Source organism: Synechococcus sp. PROS-9-1, from assembly GCF_014279775.1.
GTDB lineage: Bacteria > Cyanobacteriota > Cyanobacteriia > PCC-6307 > Cyanobiaceae > Synechococcus_C.
In genome coordinates this window covers 1,207,728-1,221,821 of the sequence record NZ_CP047961.1, presented here as the reverse complement: position 1 = coordinate 1,221,821, position 14,094 = coordinate 1,207,728, and the positions used below count along the sequence as shown (strand labels likewise).

Genomic DNA, 14,094 nt, shown 5'->3' with positions numbered 1-14,094 from the left:
TGCCCCAAAGCAGCAACGCGGCCGCTGGGTGGCCATCGTCACAGGCATTGTGTCTGTGCTGATAGGTGTGGCCTATTTGGGGCTGATCACGGTTCTTGATGCCCGCGGCCCGATGCGTCCTCCCCCGCCCGAGGCCCTGGTTGGGGCGGTAAGCGCTTCTTTGCCTTTTGCCGCAGTGGTTCCACCACCTTTCTGAGAGCGGTGTCGAGGAATCGTTGGAGGGCGCTATCGCGTCGGTTGAGGTCGTAGTGCCGCTGCACAACGTCCTGCATGCCACCATCTCCCCAATCTTGATCCTGCTGGAAGTAAGTGATGAAACTGGCGCCTGCGATCCGCGTTAACCATGCAGCAGCAACACCTTGAACAGCTTTCCCTAGCAACAAGGTGGGCAGATTCACGCTAAGTGCCGTGCCAATCAAGGCAACACCACCTTTCACAACTCCGAGCCCTGCCAGGGTTCTCCCCACCGAGACGGCCAATTCTTGCGCTTTGGCACGTGTGAGCTGCACGTTGTAGACCTTCGCCACTTCCATCACCATCTGGGCATTCACCGCAGCAGTGCCAAGCAAGTCGATGCCGGGTAGGGGTGTGGCTGCCACGACGCCTGCACTAATCCAGGTGTAACGGTCCACGATCCGTCGAGCCTCGGCCTGACGCTGTCGGTTGAGGAGCGATCGCCCCTTGTCGCCCAGCGTCCTGCATTGAAGAAGAATGTTGTCGGCCAACAGCTCTTCGCCATCGGCATGGAGCACCACGGCCATTCGTTGGAGTAAAACCGCTACCTCAGCTGGAGGTTGCCAAGGTTTTTGGCCGGGTCTTGGCAAGGATTGGGGAGAGGCACTGGTTGGGATGACATCCTCAGCAGACAGCAGGCCTTTGCAACGTCCGCGCAGCAAGGCCAGTAGACGCTTCTCCTCCTCCTCTCCTCGTAAATCGCATTTGTTCAAGACCAACATCAAGCGCTTTCCCAAGCCCGCAAGGCTGCGAACCACATCCCATTCGGCAGAGCGAAGATCACCATCCACCACCACCAGCATCAAGTCGGCCCGGCTGGCGCGTTCACGGGCTTCTTGTTCCCGATCTCTTCCATCCAGTCCGCTCTCAAGGATTCCAGGAGTGTCGACCAATTGCAGACCGCGCTCCAGCTTGTTGAGACGAAGCCGATAGGTCTGACTGCCGGTTGTGGACCCCATCGGTGCTCCAACCCGCCCAACAATGTCTTGGAGGAGGGCACGAATCAGGGATGTTTTCCCACTGGAGCCTGTGCCAAACACCACCACGACTAAATCGCCGCGTGCCAATTCACGCGCCACGCGCTCGCGTTCCAGATGCAGAGCTTGCCGGGCGACATCGTCTTGGAGACGCTCCAGCAGGCGATCAATGCTTTCCAGACTCTGTTCAGCAGCTTGACGACGCGACCCAGGCGGCAAAGGGGCTGTGGTGCTGGCTTTTGTTGCTCCGCGACTAGTTTTCCATCTCTTCCACACGGGCCAGCCAACCTGCACCACGAACGCAATCACCAAGATGCTGCCGATGAGCAGCACTGGACCTACAAGCCAGGGCGGAAGGATGTAACTGAGATCCCAGAGCAGATTGCGAATGGCCTGGAGCACCAGGCCAAGCACCAAGAGGACGATCAGCCCAGCTGCTCCAAACAAGATCAGGCGATTGGATCCCTTCATTGACCCACCAAAGCGCCTTGGCCTGCGGCACGCATGATGCGACTCCAGAGAGAGGCTGCGAGGGCGCTGGAACTGGCTGAAGGACTGTTGTCATCGTTGCCCAGCCAGATTCCCAGCACCCAATGCCGACTCGGCTCGTAGCCAATGAAAAGCAGGTCACGCCCATCGTTTGTGGTTCCTGTTTTCCCCCCTTCTTGTTGGCCGAGCGAGGCGGCACGCCCGGTGCCGCTGCGAATGACCGCTCGCAATAAGCCCTGCATTTGCAGAGCTGTCTGTTTCTTCAGCACACGACGAGACGCTAGGCGCTGACTGCTTCGTTCAGAACTGCCATCTCCAGCTCCGCCACCTTCATTAAGGCTGCCGCAGGCACTGGGTCGGTCTAAGCGACAGGTTTCCGCATCGACCATCCGACGAATGGTGGTGGGAGGTTGCCAGATGCCGCCATTGGCCACAGCGGCATAGGCACTGGTGAGTTCAATCAAGCGAACCTCACTCTGTCCAAGAGCTAGCCCCGGGACTGGATTTAAGGGAGTTGAGATTCCCAAGCGTTTCGCCAAGCTCACCACCTGGTCCAGCCCCACGCGTTGGGCCAAGCGCAGCGCTGCGGTGTTGTGGCTTGAGGCGAAGGCATTGGCCAGGGTCAGTTGGCCCGAACAGGTGCTGGCGAAGCGTTGCCCTCCCCAGCGAAGGGGGGTGCAATCCAAGCTGTCGTTGGGTTTCAGTCCTTGCTCTAGGGCAGCTAAGTAAGTGATGAGTTTGAAGGTGCTCCCTGGTTGTCGCAACGCCATTGAGGCACGGTTGAACTGGCTCGAGTTGTAGTCACGACCTCCGGCGATGGCGAGAACCCCGCCAGTGCGGCTGTCGAGCACAACAGCGGCCCCCTCCTGAACGCCAAGCGTTGAATTGTTGGTCAACAAACCGCTCAACTGGCGTTCCACCACGGATTGCAGAACAGGGTCTAAGTGCGTTTCGATCAAGAAATTTCCTTCATCCGCCACGTCAGGACCCACGAGCTCTGTGAGATCTCGGCGCACTTGATCGGTGTAAAACGGTGCCGATCGACTGACCTGTTCCCGACTGCAGGCTTCGGTTGCAAGTTGAATCGGTTGGCGACGCGCCAGTCGCGCCTGCTCCAAGGAGAGTCGACCACTATCGGCCATTTTGTTGATCACCCGATTACGTGCTTTTAGTGCGAGCTGGGGAAACTGACAGGGATCGTGACCATTGGGTGATGGCAACAGACCTACGAGAAGTGCTGCTTGCTGGATATTTAGATCTGCTGCGGATTGATCAAACAACACGCGTGAAGCATCTTCAAATCCCCAACCAACACCCAGGTACACGCGATTGAGATAGCTCAGCAGCAACTGGTTTTTGCTGAAGCGACTTTCCAACTGCAAGGAAACAAGCAGCTCTTTCCATTTCCTGGCCAAGGTGTCTCCATCTCCCACGTAGTGGGGATAAAGGCTGCGAGCTAATTGCTGCGTGAGACTGCTGCCTCCCTCCAACACCCTCCCGCTCATCAAATTGGTGCTGAAGGCTCTCAGCGTGCCAATGGGATCGACCCCTGGATGCCACCAGAAGCGGTTGTCTTCACTGCTCAGCAGAGCATCAACCAGCAAGGGAGAGAACCCATTCACCGACTTGAGCTCGCGATGACGACTGGAGTCAACGGAGGTTAGTGGTTGGTTATTGCCGTCGTAGATGGCCACCGGACCGCGCACGCGTGCTAGTTGCCCGCGGATCGGCATGGTGATGTTGGACAGCAACAGCAGTGCCCCTCCTCCACCCAGGCATGCCAACAAGAGCAGGCCCAACCAGCGCTCGATCCGATGTCGTCGTCGTCCGGCTGCGTCATGGAAATGCAGAAAGGGTGCCGTTTCGTCTTGAGCTGGCGCAAACAGAACGACGTCTCCATCGCGCAGTTCCAGCTGCGACACCCGGCGGCCTTTCCACCACAAGCCATTGGTGGAATCCAAATCCTGAAGGAACCACTGCCGCCCCTGGCGCTGCAGCAACGCATGTTGCCGGCTGACGGCCGGATGATCGATGCTGATTTCCAGAGGACCATCGCGTCCAATCCGATAGCCATCGCCATGCAATGGAATGGTTCGACCCGCCTGATCTCTCTGATGAATGATCAGTTGGGCTGTAGACGGGCCGTCAGGATTTCGCTTGTCCATTGCGTTGGGAGAGAGCGTCGATGGCGAAGCAGAGAACGGCGAGGTTGATGGCGATATCTGCGCCATTGAAGATGGGAAAACGGAAGGGAACCAGCTCCAGGAAGTCGGTGACATATCCCAGTTGCCAGCGGTCGAAGCCATTGCCGAGTGTTCCTCCAAGCAGGCAGGCCAGGGCCAGACCTAACCAGAGATCAAGTCGCTTGGATCGCCAGACCCAAACCAGCAACCCCATCGAAACGAGCAAGCTGAGCAGTCCGAGCAGGGCCGTGGAATCACTCAACATGCTGAAGGCGGCGCCGGTGTTGCGTACGAGCCGTAACTGCAGCAATCCGGGTAGGAACGGCTGCGACAGATTCGGAAGCAGGTGGGATCGAGCCCAAGATTTGGACGCTTGATCTAGCAGAAGGATCAACAGGCTGATCACCACAACTGTGCGACGCCGGATCAGTCGGTTGCTGTGGCTGATCATTCGATCCAGAGCAGACGACGAATCGGAAGCGCAATCAAAGAGATTGCGACGCACAGAGACAGTTGGGCAAGCAAGGGGCCCAGGCTGTAGCTGAATAACAATTCAGGTAGGGATTCAGTCCAACGGCTCAAACCTGCACCGAGTAGCAAATTAAGAATTCCGCAGAGCTGAATCGTGGCCACGCCAGCGATGCCAGCCAAAGTGAGGCGTGCCAAGTTGTTCATCCCTGCCTGATGCGCAAGCCGTCCCGTGAGCCAGGCTGCTGGCACAAAGCCTGCGAGATAGCCAAAGGCGGGAGTTAGGACATAGCCAAGACCTCCACCGTCATGAAAGACGGGAAAATCAACCAGCCCCACGGTGATGTACGCAACCGCTGCTATCACGCCTGATCGTGGGCCGCAGACAAGAGCGCATAACAACAGTGCCGGCACTTGCCAGGTGCTGGGCAAACTCAGCAATCGGGGGGGAAGTTCTGCAACCGGCACCAGGACGGCAGCCGGGATCAAACTTCCCACAAGGATCAGAAGCAGTCCCGCGATCGCGCCGCTCCAAGTGGCAAGAGCCCGCACGGGCAAATAACAGCTGACCCCATCCTGCTGTAGGAGAGGGTGATTGCCCAGGTGTCATGACCGTTTCCATCGGTGACCAAGTCCAACTGATCAGCCCGATGCCCTATCTCAAAACGGCAGACCCCATGCCAATGCTTCGCCCGTCCGATCTCGTTGGCAGTGATGAATCAGGGGTTGTGGTTGCTCTCCATCCGCTCGAAATTGCCGCTGTTCGCTTCCGTCGCGGCACATTTTTAATTCCGATTGATCGTTTATGTCCCGCTGGATCTGAGGACCAAAGTTAAGGACGAATCCAACTTATTGCTTATTTAGCGAAGCAGTCCATGCGTTCAATCAAACCAACTCTGGCATTCAGCTCAATAGCAACTAACCCAATTCCCTGATCAAGGAACCGGATGGTTAAAAGATAACGAATTCTTGTTCTGGCCTGGTGAAACAATTGTTTATGTCGCTAAGGATTCTTTTGCTTGAAAGTTTGCTGAGTTAGTTATTGCCAAGTTAAGAGGAAGTTAATGCTGGCTAAAAATCCCTTAAGGATGCGTGACTGAAGCGTTTGTAGTCTTGGATACATCCTATTGGTGCCCTGCATACAGAGCATTATTTGCCGGTCGAATAATTTGTTTGCGGGTTAATTCCCGAATTAATTTTTTGGTGTGAGGACCAGAAATGAAACTCTTCCGTCAACTGCTGGTGGCCCCAGCTGCCTTGGGCCTTTTGGCTCCTATGGCTGCTAACGCCACTGAGCTGAACTTCAACGGTGTATCTGACTACGCCGCCACAGGCGAGCAAGTCACCAGCATCACTCAGTTTTCAGACGTTTACCCAACCGACTGGGCTTATCAGGCTCTTAGCAACCTGATCGGGCGCTACGGCTGTGTTGCTGGTTACCCCAACGGCACTTACCGCGGTAACAGGGCAATGACCCGCTTTGAAGCGGCTGCTCTGTTGAACGCATGTCTCGACCGCGTCACTGAAGTGACCGACGAGCTGAAGATGCTGATGAGAGAGTTCTCAAAAGAACTCGCCATCCTCAAGGGCCGTGTTGACGGACTTGAAGCCAAAGTTGGTGAACTGGAAGCTCAGCAGTTCTCCACCACTACCAAGCTGAAAGGCAAAGCCACTTTCGTGATTGGTGGTGTTAATGCTGGTGGAGATAGTACTGATACAGATACTTACAACCAAGGATATGGTGCAGTCACATTCAATTATGACCACCGTTTAACTCTCGATACCAGCTTCACAGGCAAGGACAAACTCCGGACTCGTCTTCGTACTGGTAACTTTGATAACGCAGCATTCGCTGGAGATGGCAATAATTTAACTGCCTTGGATACCGCATCTGGCACATCAGATGATGTAACTATTGATCGGCTGTTTTACAAATTCCCTGTCGGTAAGGAACTCACATTTATTGTTGGTCCCTTGGCCAGGAATACTGAATCCTTGGCAATGTGGCCTTCCAAGTACAATAAAGGTGGTGCAAAGATTCTCGATTTCTTTGCTGTAGCAGGTGTTCCAGGTGTTTATAACAAGGAAACAGGTTCTCTAATTGCTGCGTATTGGAAACAAAAAGTTGCCAAGGGCGATCCTGGTTTCAGCATCAGTGCCAACTATGTTGCAGATGCTGGTGAAGGTAATAATTCTGATTCCACTGCAGGTGGGATTATGACTGATAACTCTCGTGCCAATATCCTTACTCAAATTGGTTGGGGTAATGGTCAGTACGGTGCAGCGGCTGCTTATAGATATGGTCAGTGCAAGTCAGGCATGCGCCGTTCTACTACGTTCGTCAAGAGCGGTGACTACAACCTTCCTTGTACGACTGGTCACAACAACGAGAGCCGCTCCTCCAATAGCTTCGCGCTAAATGCGTATTGGCAGCCTGAGGATCCTGGGTTCATTCCTTCTGTCTCTGTCGGTTGGGCGATGAACACAGTTGTGGGAGATAATATTGCAGATGGCACCTACACCACTTCTCAGAGTTGGTTTACAGGTCTGAAGTGGGACGATGTATTTATCGATGGCAATGACCTGGGCTTCGCCTTTGGTCAGCCTACATTTGCTACTGCACTTAAGGGAAATACTGATCCCGATGATGGCAACTATGCCTTCGAGTTGTATTACAACTACAAGGTGACCGATAACATCACTGTTACCCCAGCAGTGTTCTATCTGTCTCGTCCTAACGGGCAGAGTACAGCGACGACGACAAGCGGCGATGACGGCCAATTCAATATCTTTGGAGCATTGGTTCAAACAACCTTTAAGTTCTAATCGTTGTCTGAGATTAATCTCAAGTTAGCTTGTTAATTTTAGACCCTCCGCTTTTGCTGGGGGTCTTTTTTTGCTTGCTATTCGATTATTGATTTGTTTTTCCCTATTGCATATCACGGATGTATATCAATGTCTGTGAATGCAACGGTGTCGCATCCCATCTCTTCAGTGGGGTGAAGCAACGCTTTTTGGATCGATTGTTGCTCACTTGCTCTTTCCTGCTTGTTGCCCTTCCATCTCGAGACGGGTGGACATAGAGCTGCAGAGGAATAGCTCTTTGGCTACAGTAAATGGGGTATTCCCTAAGGGATTTTTTAAGGTGTTCAAATCTGCATGACAACAGATTTTTTTGATATCTCCAATGCCGCCCGTCTTTTGGTTGTGGATCACGATGAAGAAGCTCGTGACCGTATCTGTGGAGTTCTCAAGGAAGAGGGATTTGATGTTAAATCTTTGGACAATGGACTGCTTGCATGGGAGCTGTTACAGAATGAAGAGTTTGAGTTGATTGTTCTTAATCGGAAGCTTTCTGGGGTCAGTGGATTTGATCTTTGTAGAAAACTTAGAATGCAAAATAATCAATCTCTTATTTTAATGATTAGTAGTTTAGATACGGAAGCTGATCGTGTAATGGGTCTTGAAGTTGGTGCCGATGACTACTTAGTGAAGCCATTTGGTTATCGTGAGTTTTTAGCTCGTTGTAGAGCCCTTTTGCGGCGACATCCATTAAGTGGAGCGGCACTAGTTGCTGAAAAATTTGAGTGTTGCGATCTCAAGCTTTTTCCTGATGAATGTAGGGCTGCTCGTGATGGTTGTGATATTAAACTTTCACCTAAGGAATTTAAACTCCTTGAGCTTTTCATGCAACACCCTAAGAGAGTTTGGAGCAGAGACGAGTTGCTAGATCAGATATGGGGTGTCGACTATATTGGCGACAAAAAAACTGTTGATGTTCATATTCGTTGGTTACGTGAAAAAATTGAAGTCAATCCTTCTAGTCCAGCGAAAATATTCACTGTTCGTGGTTTTGGCTACCGATTCTGTTGATTAGTTGCTGTATTGTATGCAATTAATATCAGTCTTGGTTGTTATATATTCGTTATGTATCTATGCTCAAGACTTCGCTTAAGCTAAGATCTTTTTGTTTTGACTTGTATTTCTACTCGGAAGGTGGCTTACGATAATCTTTTGTTGGTGGTCATGTTGCATCCAACCACTCTCTTTGAGTTGTCCTAGCACCTTCGTGACTGTGACTCGGGTTGTGCTTACAGCACTTGCTATTTCTTGATGGGTTAGCCGTAAATTTAGTTTGAGACCTTGATCGCAAGGCTGACCATAGTCTTCTGCTAACAGCTCTAAAAAGCTTTTTACACGATTTTCAACACCACGCAGACCCAATAGGGCGATCAGAGCTTCCGACTGTCGGGTTCTTTGCATCATTGCCTTCATCAGATTGCTGCTCAGATGAGGCGTTGTATTCACATCTTGAATCGACAGACCAAGTAAGTCGCAGTGATCGAGAGTTGTGGCCTCGAACAGATCGAGATGCGTTAATGGATCTCCAAAAGGTTCGTTTGGTCCTGCAATTGCAAGCAAAACATCATCACCTTGCTCGTTGAGGCAACTTAATTTCACGATGCCTCGTACAACGATCCAAATATGATCTGGGAGTAAGGGAACTTTTACTCCTGAATCGAAATGAATGGAGCGACGTCGATAGCTGTTTTCTAGATCTCCGAGGAATCCGCTGGAGCTGCTAGGCGTGCAAACCATTTCGCGATGTGCTCGTGGTGTGAGACAACCCTATGGAGCCTGATTCAGCACTGAGCAAAGAGCCGGTAATGGTTTGTTTAAGGGTTTTTGTCTCCACAGCTGATGCCTCTCTTAAGCCATGTGACCGTGGGAATGCTGGAAATCTTTACCTGTCCTGTCGAATGCTTTAACCCTTTCTAAACACAGCGCATCCAACTGTTGAGTATGAATGGTGTCATCTCTTCTTCAACTTCGATGCGCATTGGCATCAATGGTTTTGGCCGGATTGGTCGGCTCGTTTTTCGTGCTCTATGGGGCCGACCCGGAATTGACATTGTTCATGTGAACGATTGTGCTGGGGATGCGGCTGCTGCTGCCCACCTTCTTCACTTCGATTCTGTTCATGGACGCTGGCAACATGAGGTTCGACCCCATTCGATGGGCTTCCTCGTTGGCGACAAGGAAGTGCGATACAGCTCAGAGAGTGATCCTGTCAGTGCGTCTTGGATTGAATCTGGGGTAGAGATGTTGTTGGAATGTAGTGGTAAATTTAAAACATCAGATTCACTCCAATTATTTTTAGTTGCTCTAAAACTAAAAAGAATTCTTGTTGCTTGCCCAGTTAAAGGTTCTGTTGATGATGTAGAGATCCTCAATATAGTTTATGGGATTAATCATCAGCTCTACGATCCCAATCGGCATAGTGTCGTAACGGCGGCCTCTTGTACGACAAATTGCCTTGCACCCATTGTTCAGGTTGTTCATAACAGCTTCGGCATTAAGCATGGCTCGATTACTACATTGCACGATGTTACTAACACACAGGTTATTGTGGATGGATTTCATAATGACTTGCGACGTGCTAGATCCTGCATTCAAAGTGTGATCCCAACTACGACAGGATCAGCAAAAGCTATCGGTCTTATCTTTCCTGAATTAGAGGGAAAGTTGAATGGTCATGCGGTGAGGATTCCACTCTTGAATGCATCCCTCACTGATGCAGTGTTTGAGCTTGAGAAGGAAGTGAGTGTTGAGGATATTAATGGAGCCTTTGAGGCTGCTGCCAATGGAGAACTTCGTGGCATTCTTGGCTATGAAACCCGTCCGTTGGTGTCAGTTGATTATGTCAATGACAATCGCAGCACCATCGTTGATGCGTTGTCGACCATGGTTATCAACGGTACTCAAGTCAAGATCTATGCCTGGTATGACAATGAGTGGGGGTATAGCTCACGAATGGCAGATCTGGCATGCCATGTGGTCTCCCTCGAGGAATGAGGCTCTCTTCGCTGCAACAATACAGCGTCGTGACAGCCAATTACTGGGCGTTCACTCTTACCGATGGCGCCTTGCGCATGCTGGTGTTGTTTCACTTCCATGAACTTGGCTATTCCACCCTTGAGATTGCATTTCTGTTTCTCTTTTATGAGTTTTTTGGGATCCTGACCAATCTCTATGGTGGTTTGATTGGTGCTCGTTATGGGTTACGTCTCACGCTTTGGGTTGGCACGTTGCTGCAGATTTTTGCGTTGTTGATGTTGATACCTGTGGCTGCTAGTTGGCCCAAGTTGTTGAGTGTGAGCTATGTGATGGTGGCTCAGGCAATCAGTGGCATTGCAAAGGACCTCAATAAAATGAGTGCTAAAAGTGCAATTAAGGTTGTTGTTCCCGTGAATGCAGATGACGCACAGACGGGTGAATCACAACTCTTTAAATGGGTTGCGATTCTTACTGGGTCCAAAAATGCACTGAAGGGAGTCGGATTTTTTCTGGGTGGGGTGCTTCTCACATCCTTCGGCTTCAATAATGCAGTTGGCTGGATGGCGGCCGGTTTGGCATTTGCATTCCTGCCAACTTTGGTTTTACCTGCTGATTTCGGCAAGATGAAGGACAAGCCTTCGTTGTCTTCACTGTTCTCTAAATCTGAGGGGATCAACGTCCTGTCCTTGGCTCGTTTCTTCTTGTTTGGGGCTAGAGATGTCTGGTTTGTGGTGGCCTTGCCTGTTTTCCTAGAGGCGTCTTTGGGCTGGAGCTTCTGGGAGATCGGCGGTTTTCTGGGCCTTTGGGTGATTGGATACGGGATCGTCCAGGGGGCCGCTCCTGCTTTACGTCGTCTTTGGGGTAAGACCACTCCACCTGGGATCTCATCCCTGCAGTTTTGGAGTGCCTTATTAACTGCGGTACCGGCCCTCATCGCTGTTGCCCTTTGGCGCGAAGTTGATGTGTCGATTGCCATCACCGCTGGACTGGCTGTTTTTGGAGTGGTGTTTGCAATGAACTCCTCCATTCACTCCTACATGGTGCTCTCGTACACCGATTCCGAGAACGTCAGCCTTAACGTTGGTTTTTATTACATGGCGAATGCAGCTGGCCGTTTAACGGGCACCTTATTATCTGGAGCTGTTTTTCTTTTAGGGGGAATGGAGGCTTGTTTGTGGATGTCTTGCCTTCTTGTAAGTTTGGCCTTTTTGACCAGCTGTAAATTACCGCTTCCGCCTAGACATTGTGTTAATCCTGTCCAGTCTGTGTAATTCTCTTTATTGATTTTTTGTATCTATAGATTTTTATATATTTTACTATTTTAAAGGATGCATATATGTTCATTTCTCTGATGTAATTTGTGATGACTTTGTAGCAGGCAGGGCATCCTGCAATTCCTCATGTAGCCAATTTTTGATCATAAAAATAGGGGGGAGAATGACTCCTCCCCCCTATGAGTTTTATTCTCGGTCGTTATTCGACGAAGAATTACTCCTTGATTGTGCTGATCGCTTCTTTGGCTTTGCTAATTACTTCTGGAGGAAGTGAAACATAGCCAAGTTCTGGAGCTTTGGACTGGGCCTCGTCAGAGAGCATGTAGTTGAAGGTCTTCTGAAGCAGAGGGAGCTTTTCAGCATTCTCGTTGGCGTAGGCCAGCACCCATGTGAACGTCACGATTGGATATCCACCCATAGGGTTTGGGTTGCCACCGATCAGATCTGGCCCGAGGTCGATCGATCCCAGTGCTTCACTGGCAGTTTTGTTGGTGGGCAAAACTTGCTTTCCTGAGCCGTTTTGAACAGCTGCTGCTTGCAGGTCTCCTTTCACATAGGCAAGTTCGACATAGCCAATGCCACCATCGATTTGTTGAAGTTGAGCGGACACCCCTTCATTTCCTTTGGCTCCAATTCCTGATGGCCACTGGACAGATTTGTCAGCGCCTACGTTATCTTTCCATTCAGAACTAATCGCTGAAAGGTGCTTGGTGAAGTTGTAGGTGGTTCCCGATCCATCGGAACGATGAACAATCTTGATGGCTTTTGGATCGCAACCCAGCTCGCTGTAGTTTTTAATCGAGCCTAAAAAGATTCCGGATAATTGATCTTGCGTTAGCTTCAGTTCACAGTCTGAGTTGTTGTAAGCCACGGCGATTGCACCAGCTGTCATCGGAATCTGAACGACCCCTCGACTCACTTTGTCAATGGCTTCGGGTTTCATTGGCTTGTCAGAAGCCCCGAAGTCGACTGTTCCTGCTGTGAATTGGCGTACTCCTGCTCCAGAGCCTACAGATTGATAATTGACTTCGATTCCTTGTGGCGCTAGGTCCGAAAACCAGCGTTGATAAATTGCAGCGGGAAAGGAAGCACCTGCTGCAGAGAGTGTCCCTTCAATGTTGCTGTTGCTGTTTTCTGTGCTGGTACATGCTGCAAGGCTGAGGCCTGCAGCTACACCGATGAGAGTGAGGGATGAGCGAATCATGAAAGGACGACGCATGCTGCGAAATCACTGCTCGTTTGTTTTAAGAGTTGATCTTCATACGCAATTAAAGTGAGCATTAAGGACTGGTTATCTGTTGGCTTTCTCTCCCTCCCTCTGAATCAATGGATCTCAGCAGCTGATCACCAGGGTCATGGCTTGTGAGTGTTTTTGCTGCGAGCGGTTTCGTGGTTTTTAGGGCAAATCAAACGGGTTGCAACGTCGTAGCGATTGAGCCAGCGGTTCACTCGAGTGCGTTGTATTTGAGGAACCTCCTCGACCAATTGTGAAAGTTCAATGGCCCCGAGCCGTCTTAACTCGCGAACATCCACGTGCCAAAGGGATTCTGCTTCTCGGATTAAACGGGCCCATGTGCGCACCTGTTGCCAGCGCCTCAAACGACGCCGTAAGGGATCAAAGGTCCGCAATTCGCAGTGGCTGAGAGGTCTCTGCACGCTGGGCCGAAGGTAGAGAACAACCGTACTGACAGCCTGATGCCGTGAACCTCTCCCATGAAAAATCCCCTACGTGGCTTCGGATTGCTGAAATAAAAATGGATGGTTGACGTTAAATCTCGTCTTGCTGCACGACTGCAAATGGCAGTTCTTCCGCTTCACGGGCGCTGAGACGCCTTGTCCAGGCTCCTTTCACCGGATCATTCCAGCGGAATCCCGCTTCACGAGCGAGCTGGCGATCGTCATAGGAGACCTGAGCTCGCATTAAGGAGCGTGGTTCTAGTCCCCTTTCAATCAGTTGTTCAAGTTGATCGCAACGGCGGAACACTTCGGCCAAATAGATGCAATCGCTGAGAGCTCGATGGGCTGCCCAAACCGGAATCTCGTAGGCCAATGCCAAGTCTCGAACTGAAGGGCGTGATCTGAGTTGCTTATCTTTTGGCCAACGCATGTCTTCCATGCTGCAGAGCCAGGGCAGATCTGTGGCAGGTAGATGGCCCCTGCCCAACCATTGCCGGTCAAAGGCCGCGTTGTGTGCAACCAGCAGATCAGCAGCGTTCAGCAGCTCCTGGAAGTAATCCAGTCCTGGTTTCCAGGGTTGCGGCAAGCGCGTTACGGCTGCGGGGATGCGATTGATGGCCTCAGCGGCATTGGACTCAACAGGCAACAAGCAGGACATCTGGGCCAGGACCTGCCGGCTTGGGACATCGAACAAAATCGCCCCGATTTCGAGGCAGTGATGCGCATCTGGATCGAGGCCAGAGGTTTCCGTATCAATGATCAACAGAGTTTGTGCTGTGGATTCATCGAGCCTTTCCCTTTGTTGTATCGGGAGAGGTTCCGGTTCCTCCATCTGGAATTCCCCAAGAAGATTCAATTGCCCCGGAACAGCGTCTGACTCCATCACTCCAGCTCGCTCGTTCTTAGAACCATTCTCCCGTCTCGCCCCAGCTGCTTCCTAGGGTGCCGCCAATT

At 51.3% G+C, this 14,094-nt stretch carries 13 protein-coding genes; 5 read left to right on the top strand and 8 right to left on the bottom strand.

Annotated features, from left to right (window positions below):
• Nucleotides 1–86: 86 nt before the first annotated feature.
• From SynPROS91_RS06410 to SynPROS91_RS06395, 4 genes are read right to left on the bottom strand one after another with little or no spacing between them, the layout of a single operon-like run.
• The gene (locus tag SynPROS91_RS06410) at nucleotides 87–1,682 is read right to left on the bottom strand and encodes a YcjF family protein (protein WP_186515695.1); all 1,596 of its coding nucleotides are present in this window, start codon (nucleotides 1,680–1,682) and stop codon (nucleotides 87–89) included.
• Nucleotides 1,679–3,865, bottom strand: coding sequence for a transglycosylase domain-containing protein (locus SynPROS91_RS06405; protein WP_186515694.1), 2,187 nt, complete (start codon nucleotides 3,863–3,865; stop codon nucleotides 1,679–1,681). The genes SynPROS91_RS06410 and SynPROS91_RS06405 overlap by 4 nt, the downstream gene beginning before the upstream one ends.
• Complete coding sequence (gene lspA / locus SynPROS91_RS06400) at nucleotides 3,846–4,334, bottom strand: signal peptidase II (RefSeq protein WP_186515693.1); 489 nt, start codon at nucleotides 4,332–4,334, stop codon at nucleotides 3,846–3,848. Before lspA ends, SynPROS91_RS06405 begins: the two co-directional genes overlap by 20 nt.
• On the bottom strand, nucleotides 4,331–4,903 hold the full coding sequence (locus SynPROS91_RS06395) for a biotin transporter BioY (RefSeq protein WP_186515692.1): 573 nt from the start codon (nucleotides 4,901–4,903) through the stop codon (nucleotides 4,331–4,333). Before SynPROS91_RS06395 ends, lspA begins: the two co-directional genes overlap by 4 nt.
• 56 nt (nucleotides 4,904–4,959) lie before the next feature.
• Between SynPROS91_RS06395 and SynPROS91_RS06390 the strand changes: the two genes are divergently transcribed.
• The 3 genes from SynPROS91_RS06390 (at nucleotide 4,960) to SynPROS91_RS06380 (ending at nucleotide 8,224) form a co-directional block, all read left to right on the top strand.
• On the top strand, nucleotides 4,960–5,187 hold the full coding sequence (locus SynPROS91_RS06390) for an NAD(P)H dehydrogenase assembly family protein (RefSeq protein WP_186515691.1): 228 nt from the start codon (nucleotides 4,960–4,962) through the stop codon (nucleotides 5,185–5,187).
• 382 nt (nucleotides 5,188–5,569) lie between these two features.
• A complete protein-coding gene (locus tag SynPROS91_RS06385) occupies nucleotides 5,570–7,177 on the top strand; it encodes an iron uptake porin (RefSeq protein ID WP_186515690.1) in 1,608 nt (535 codons plus the stop codon).
• 333 nt (nucleotides 7,178–7,510) lie between these two features.
• Nucleotides 7,511–8,224 (top strand): response regulator transcription factor, encoded by a 714-nt coding sequence (locus SynPROS91_RS06380; RefSeq protein ID WP_186515689.1) that lies wholly within the window; start codon nucleotides 7,511–7,513, stop codon nucleotides 8,222–8,224.
• A 78-nt stretch (nucleotides 8,225–8,302) separates the two neighbouring features.
• On the opposite strand, the gene SynPROS91_RS06375 is transcribed toward SynPROS91_RS06380, so the two are convergent.
• Complete coding sequence (locus tag SynPROS91_RS06375) at nucleotides 8,303–8,950, bottom strand: Crp/Fnr family transcriptional regulator (protein ID WP_186515688.1); 648 nt, start codon at nucleotides 8,948–8,950, stop codon at nucleotides 8,303–8,305.
• 234 nt (nucleotides 8,951–9,184) lie between these two features.
• Here SynPROS91_RS06375 and SynPROS91_RS06370 point away from each other — a divergent pair, with 234 nt between their 5' ends.
• The gene (locus tag SynPROS91_RS06370; RefSeq protein WP_186515687.1) at nucleotides 9,185–10,207 is read left to right on the top strand and encodes an ArsJ-associated glyceraldehyde-3-phosphate dehydrogenase; all 1,023 of its coding nucleotides are present in this window, start codon (nucleotides 9,185–9,187) and stop codon (nucleotides 10,205–10,207) included.
• Nucleotides 10,204–11,460 carry an organoarsenical effux MFS transporter ArsJ gene (gene arsJ, locus SynPROS91_RS06365; protein ID WP_186515686.1) on the top strand — a complete coding sequence of 419 codons (1,257 nt, stop codon included), beginning with the start codon at nucleotides 10,204–10,206 and terminating at the stop codon, nucleotides 11,458–11,460. Before SynPROS91_RS06370 ends, arsJ begins: the two co-directional genes overlap by 4 nt.
• 217 nt (nucleotides 11,461–11,677) lie before the next feature.
• On the opposite strand, the gene pstS is transcribed toward arsJ, so the two are convergent.
• From pstS to SynPROS91_RS06350, 3 genes are all read right to left on the bottom strand, one after another.
• Complete coding sequence (pstS, locus tag SynPROS91_RS06360; protein WP_186515685.1) at nucleotides 11,678–12,682, bottom strand: phosphate ABC transporter substrate-binding protein PstS; 1,005 nt, start codon at nucleotides 12,680–12,682, stop codon at nucleotides 11,678–11,680.
• A gap of 134 nt (nucleotides 12,683–12,816) precedes the next feature.
• The gene (locus SynPROS91_RS06355; RefSeq protein WP_186515684.1) at nucleotides 12,817–13,119 is read right to left on the bottom strand and encodes a hypothetical protein; all 303 of its coding nucleotides are present in this window, start codon (nucleotides 13,117–13,119) and stop codon (nucleotides 12,817–12,819) included.
• A gap of 112 nt (nucleotides 13,120–13,231) precedes the next feature.
• Nucleotides 13,232–14,023, bottom strand: a complete 792-nt coding sequence (locus SynPROS91_RS06350) for a 3'-5' exonuclease (RefSeq protein WP_186515683.1) — start codon at nucleotides 14,021–14,023, stop codon at nucleotides 13,232–13,234.
• Nucleotides 14,024–14,094 lie beyond the last annotated feature (71 nt).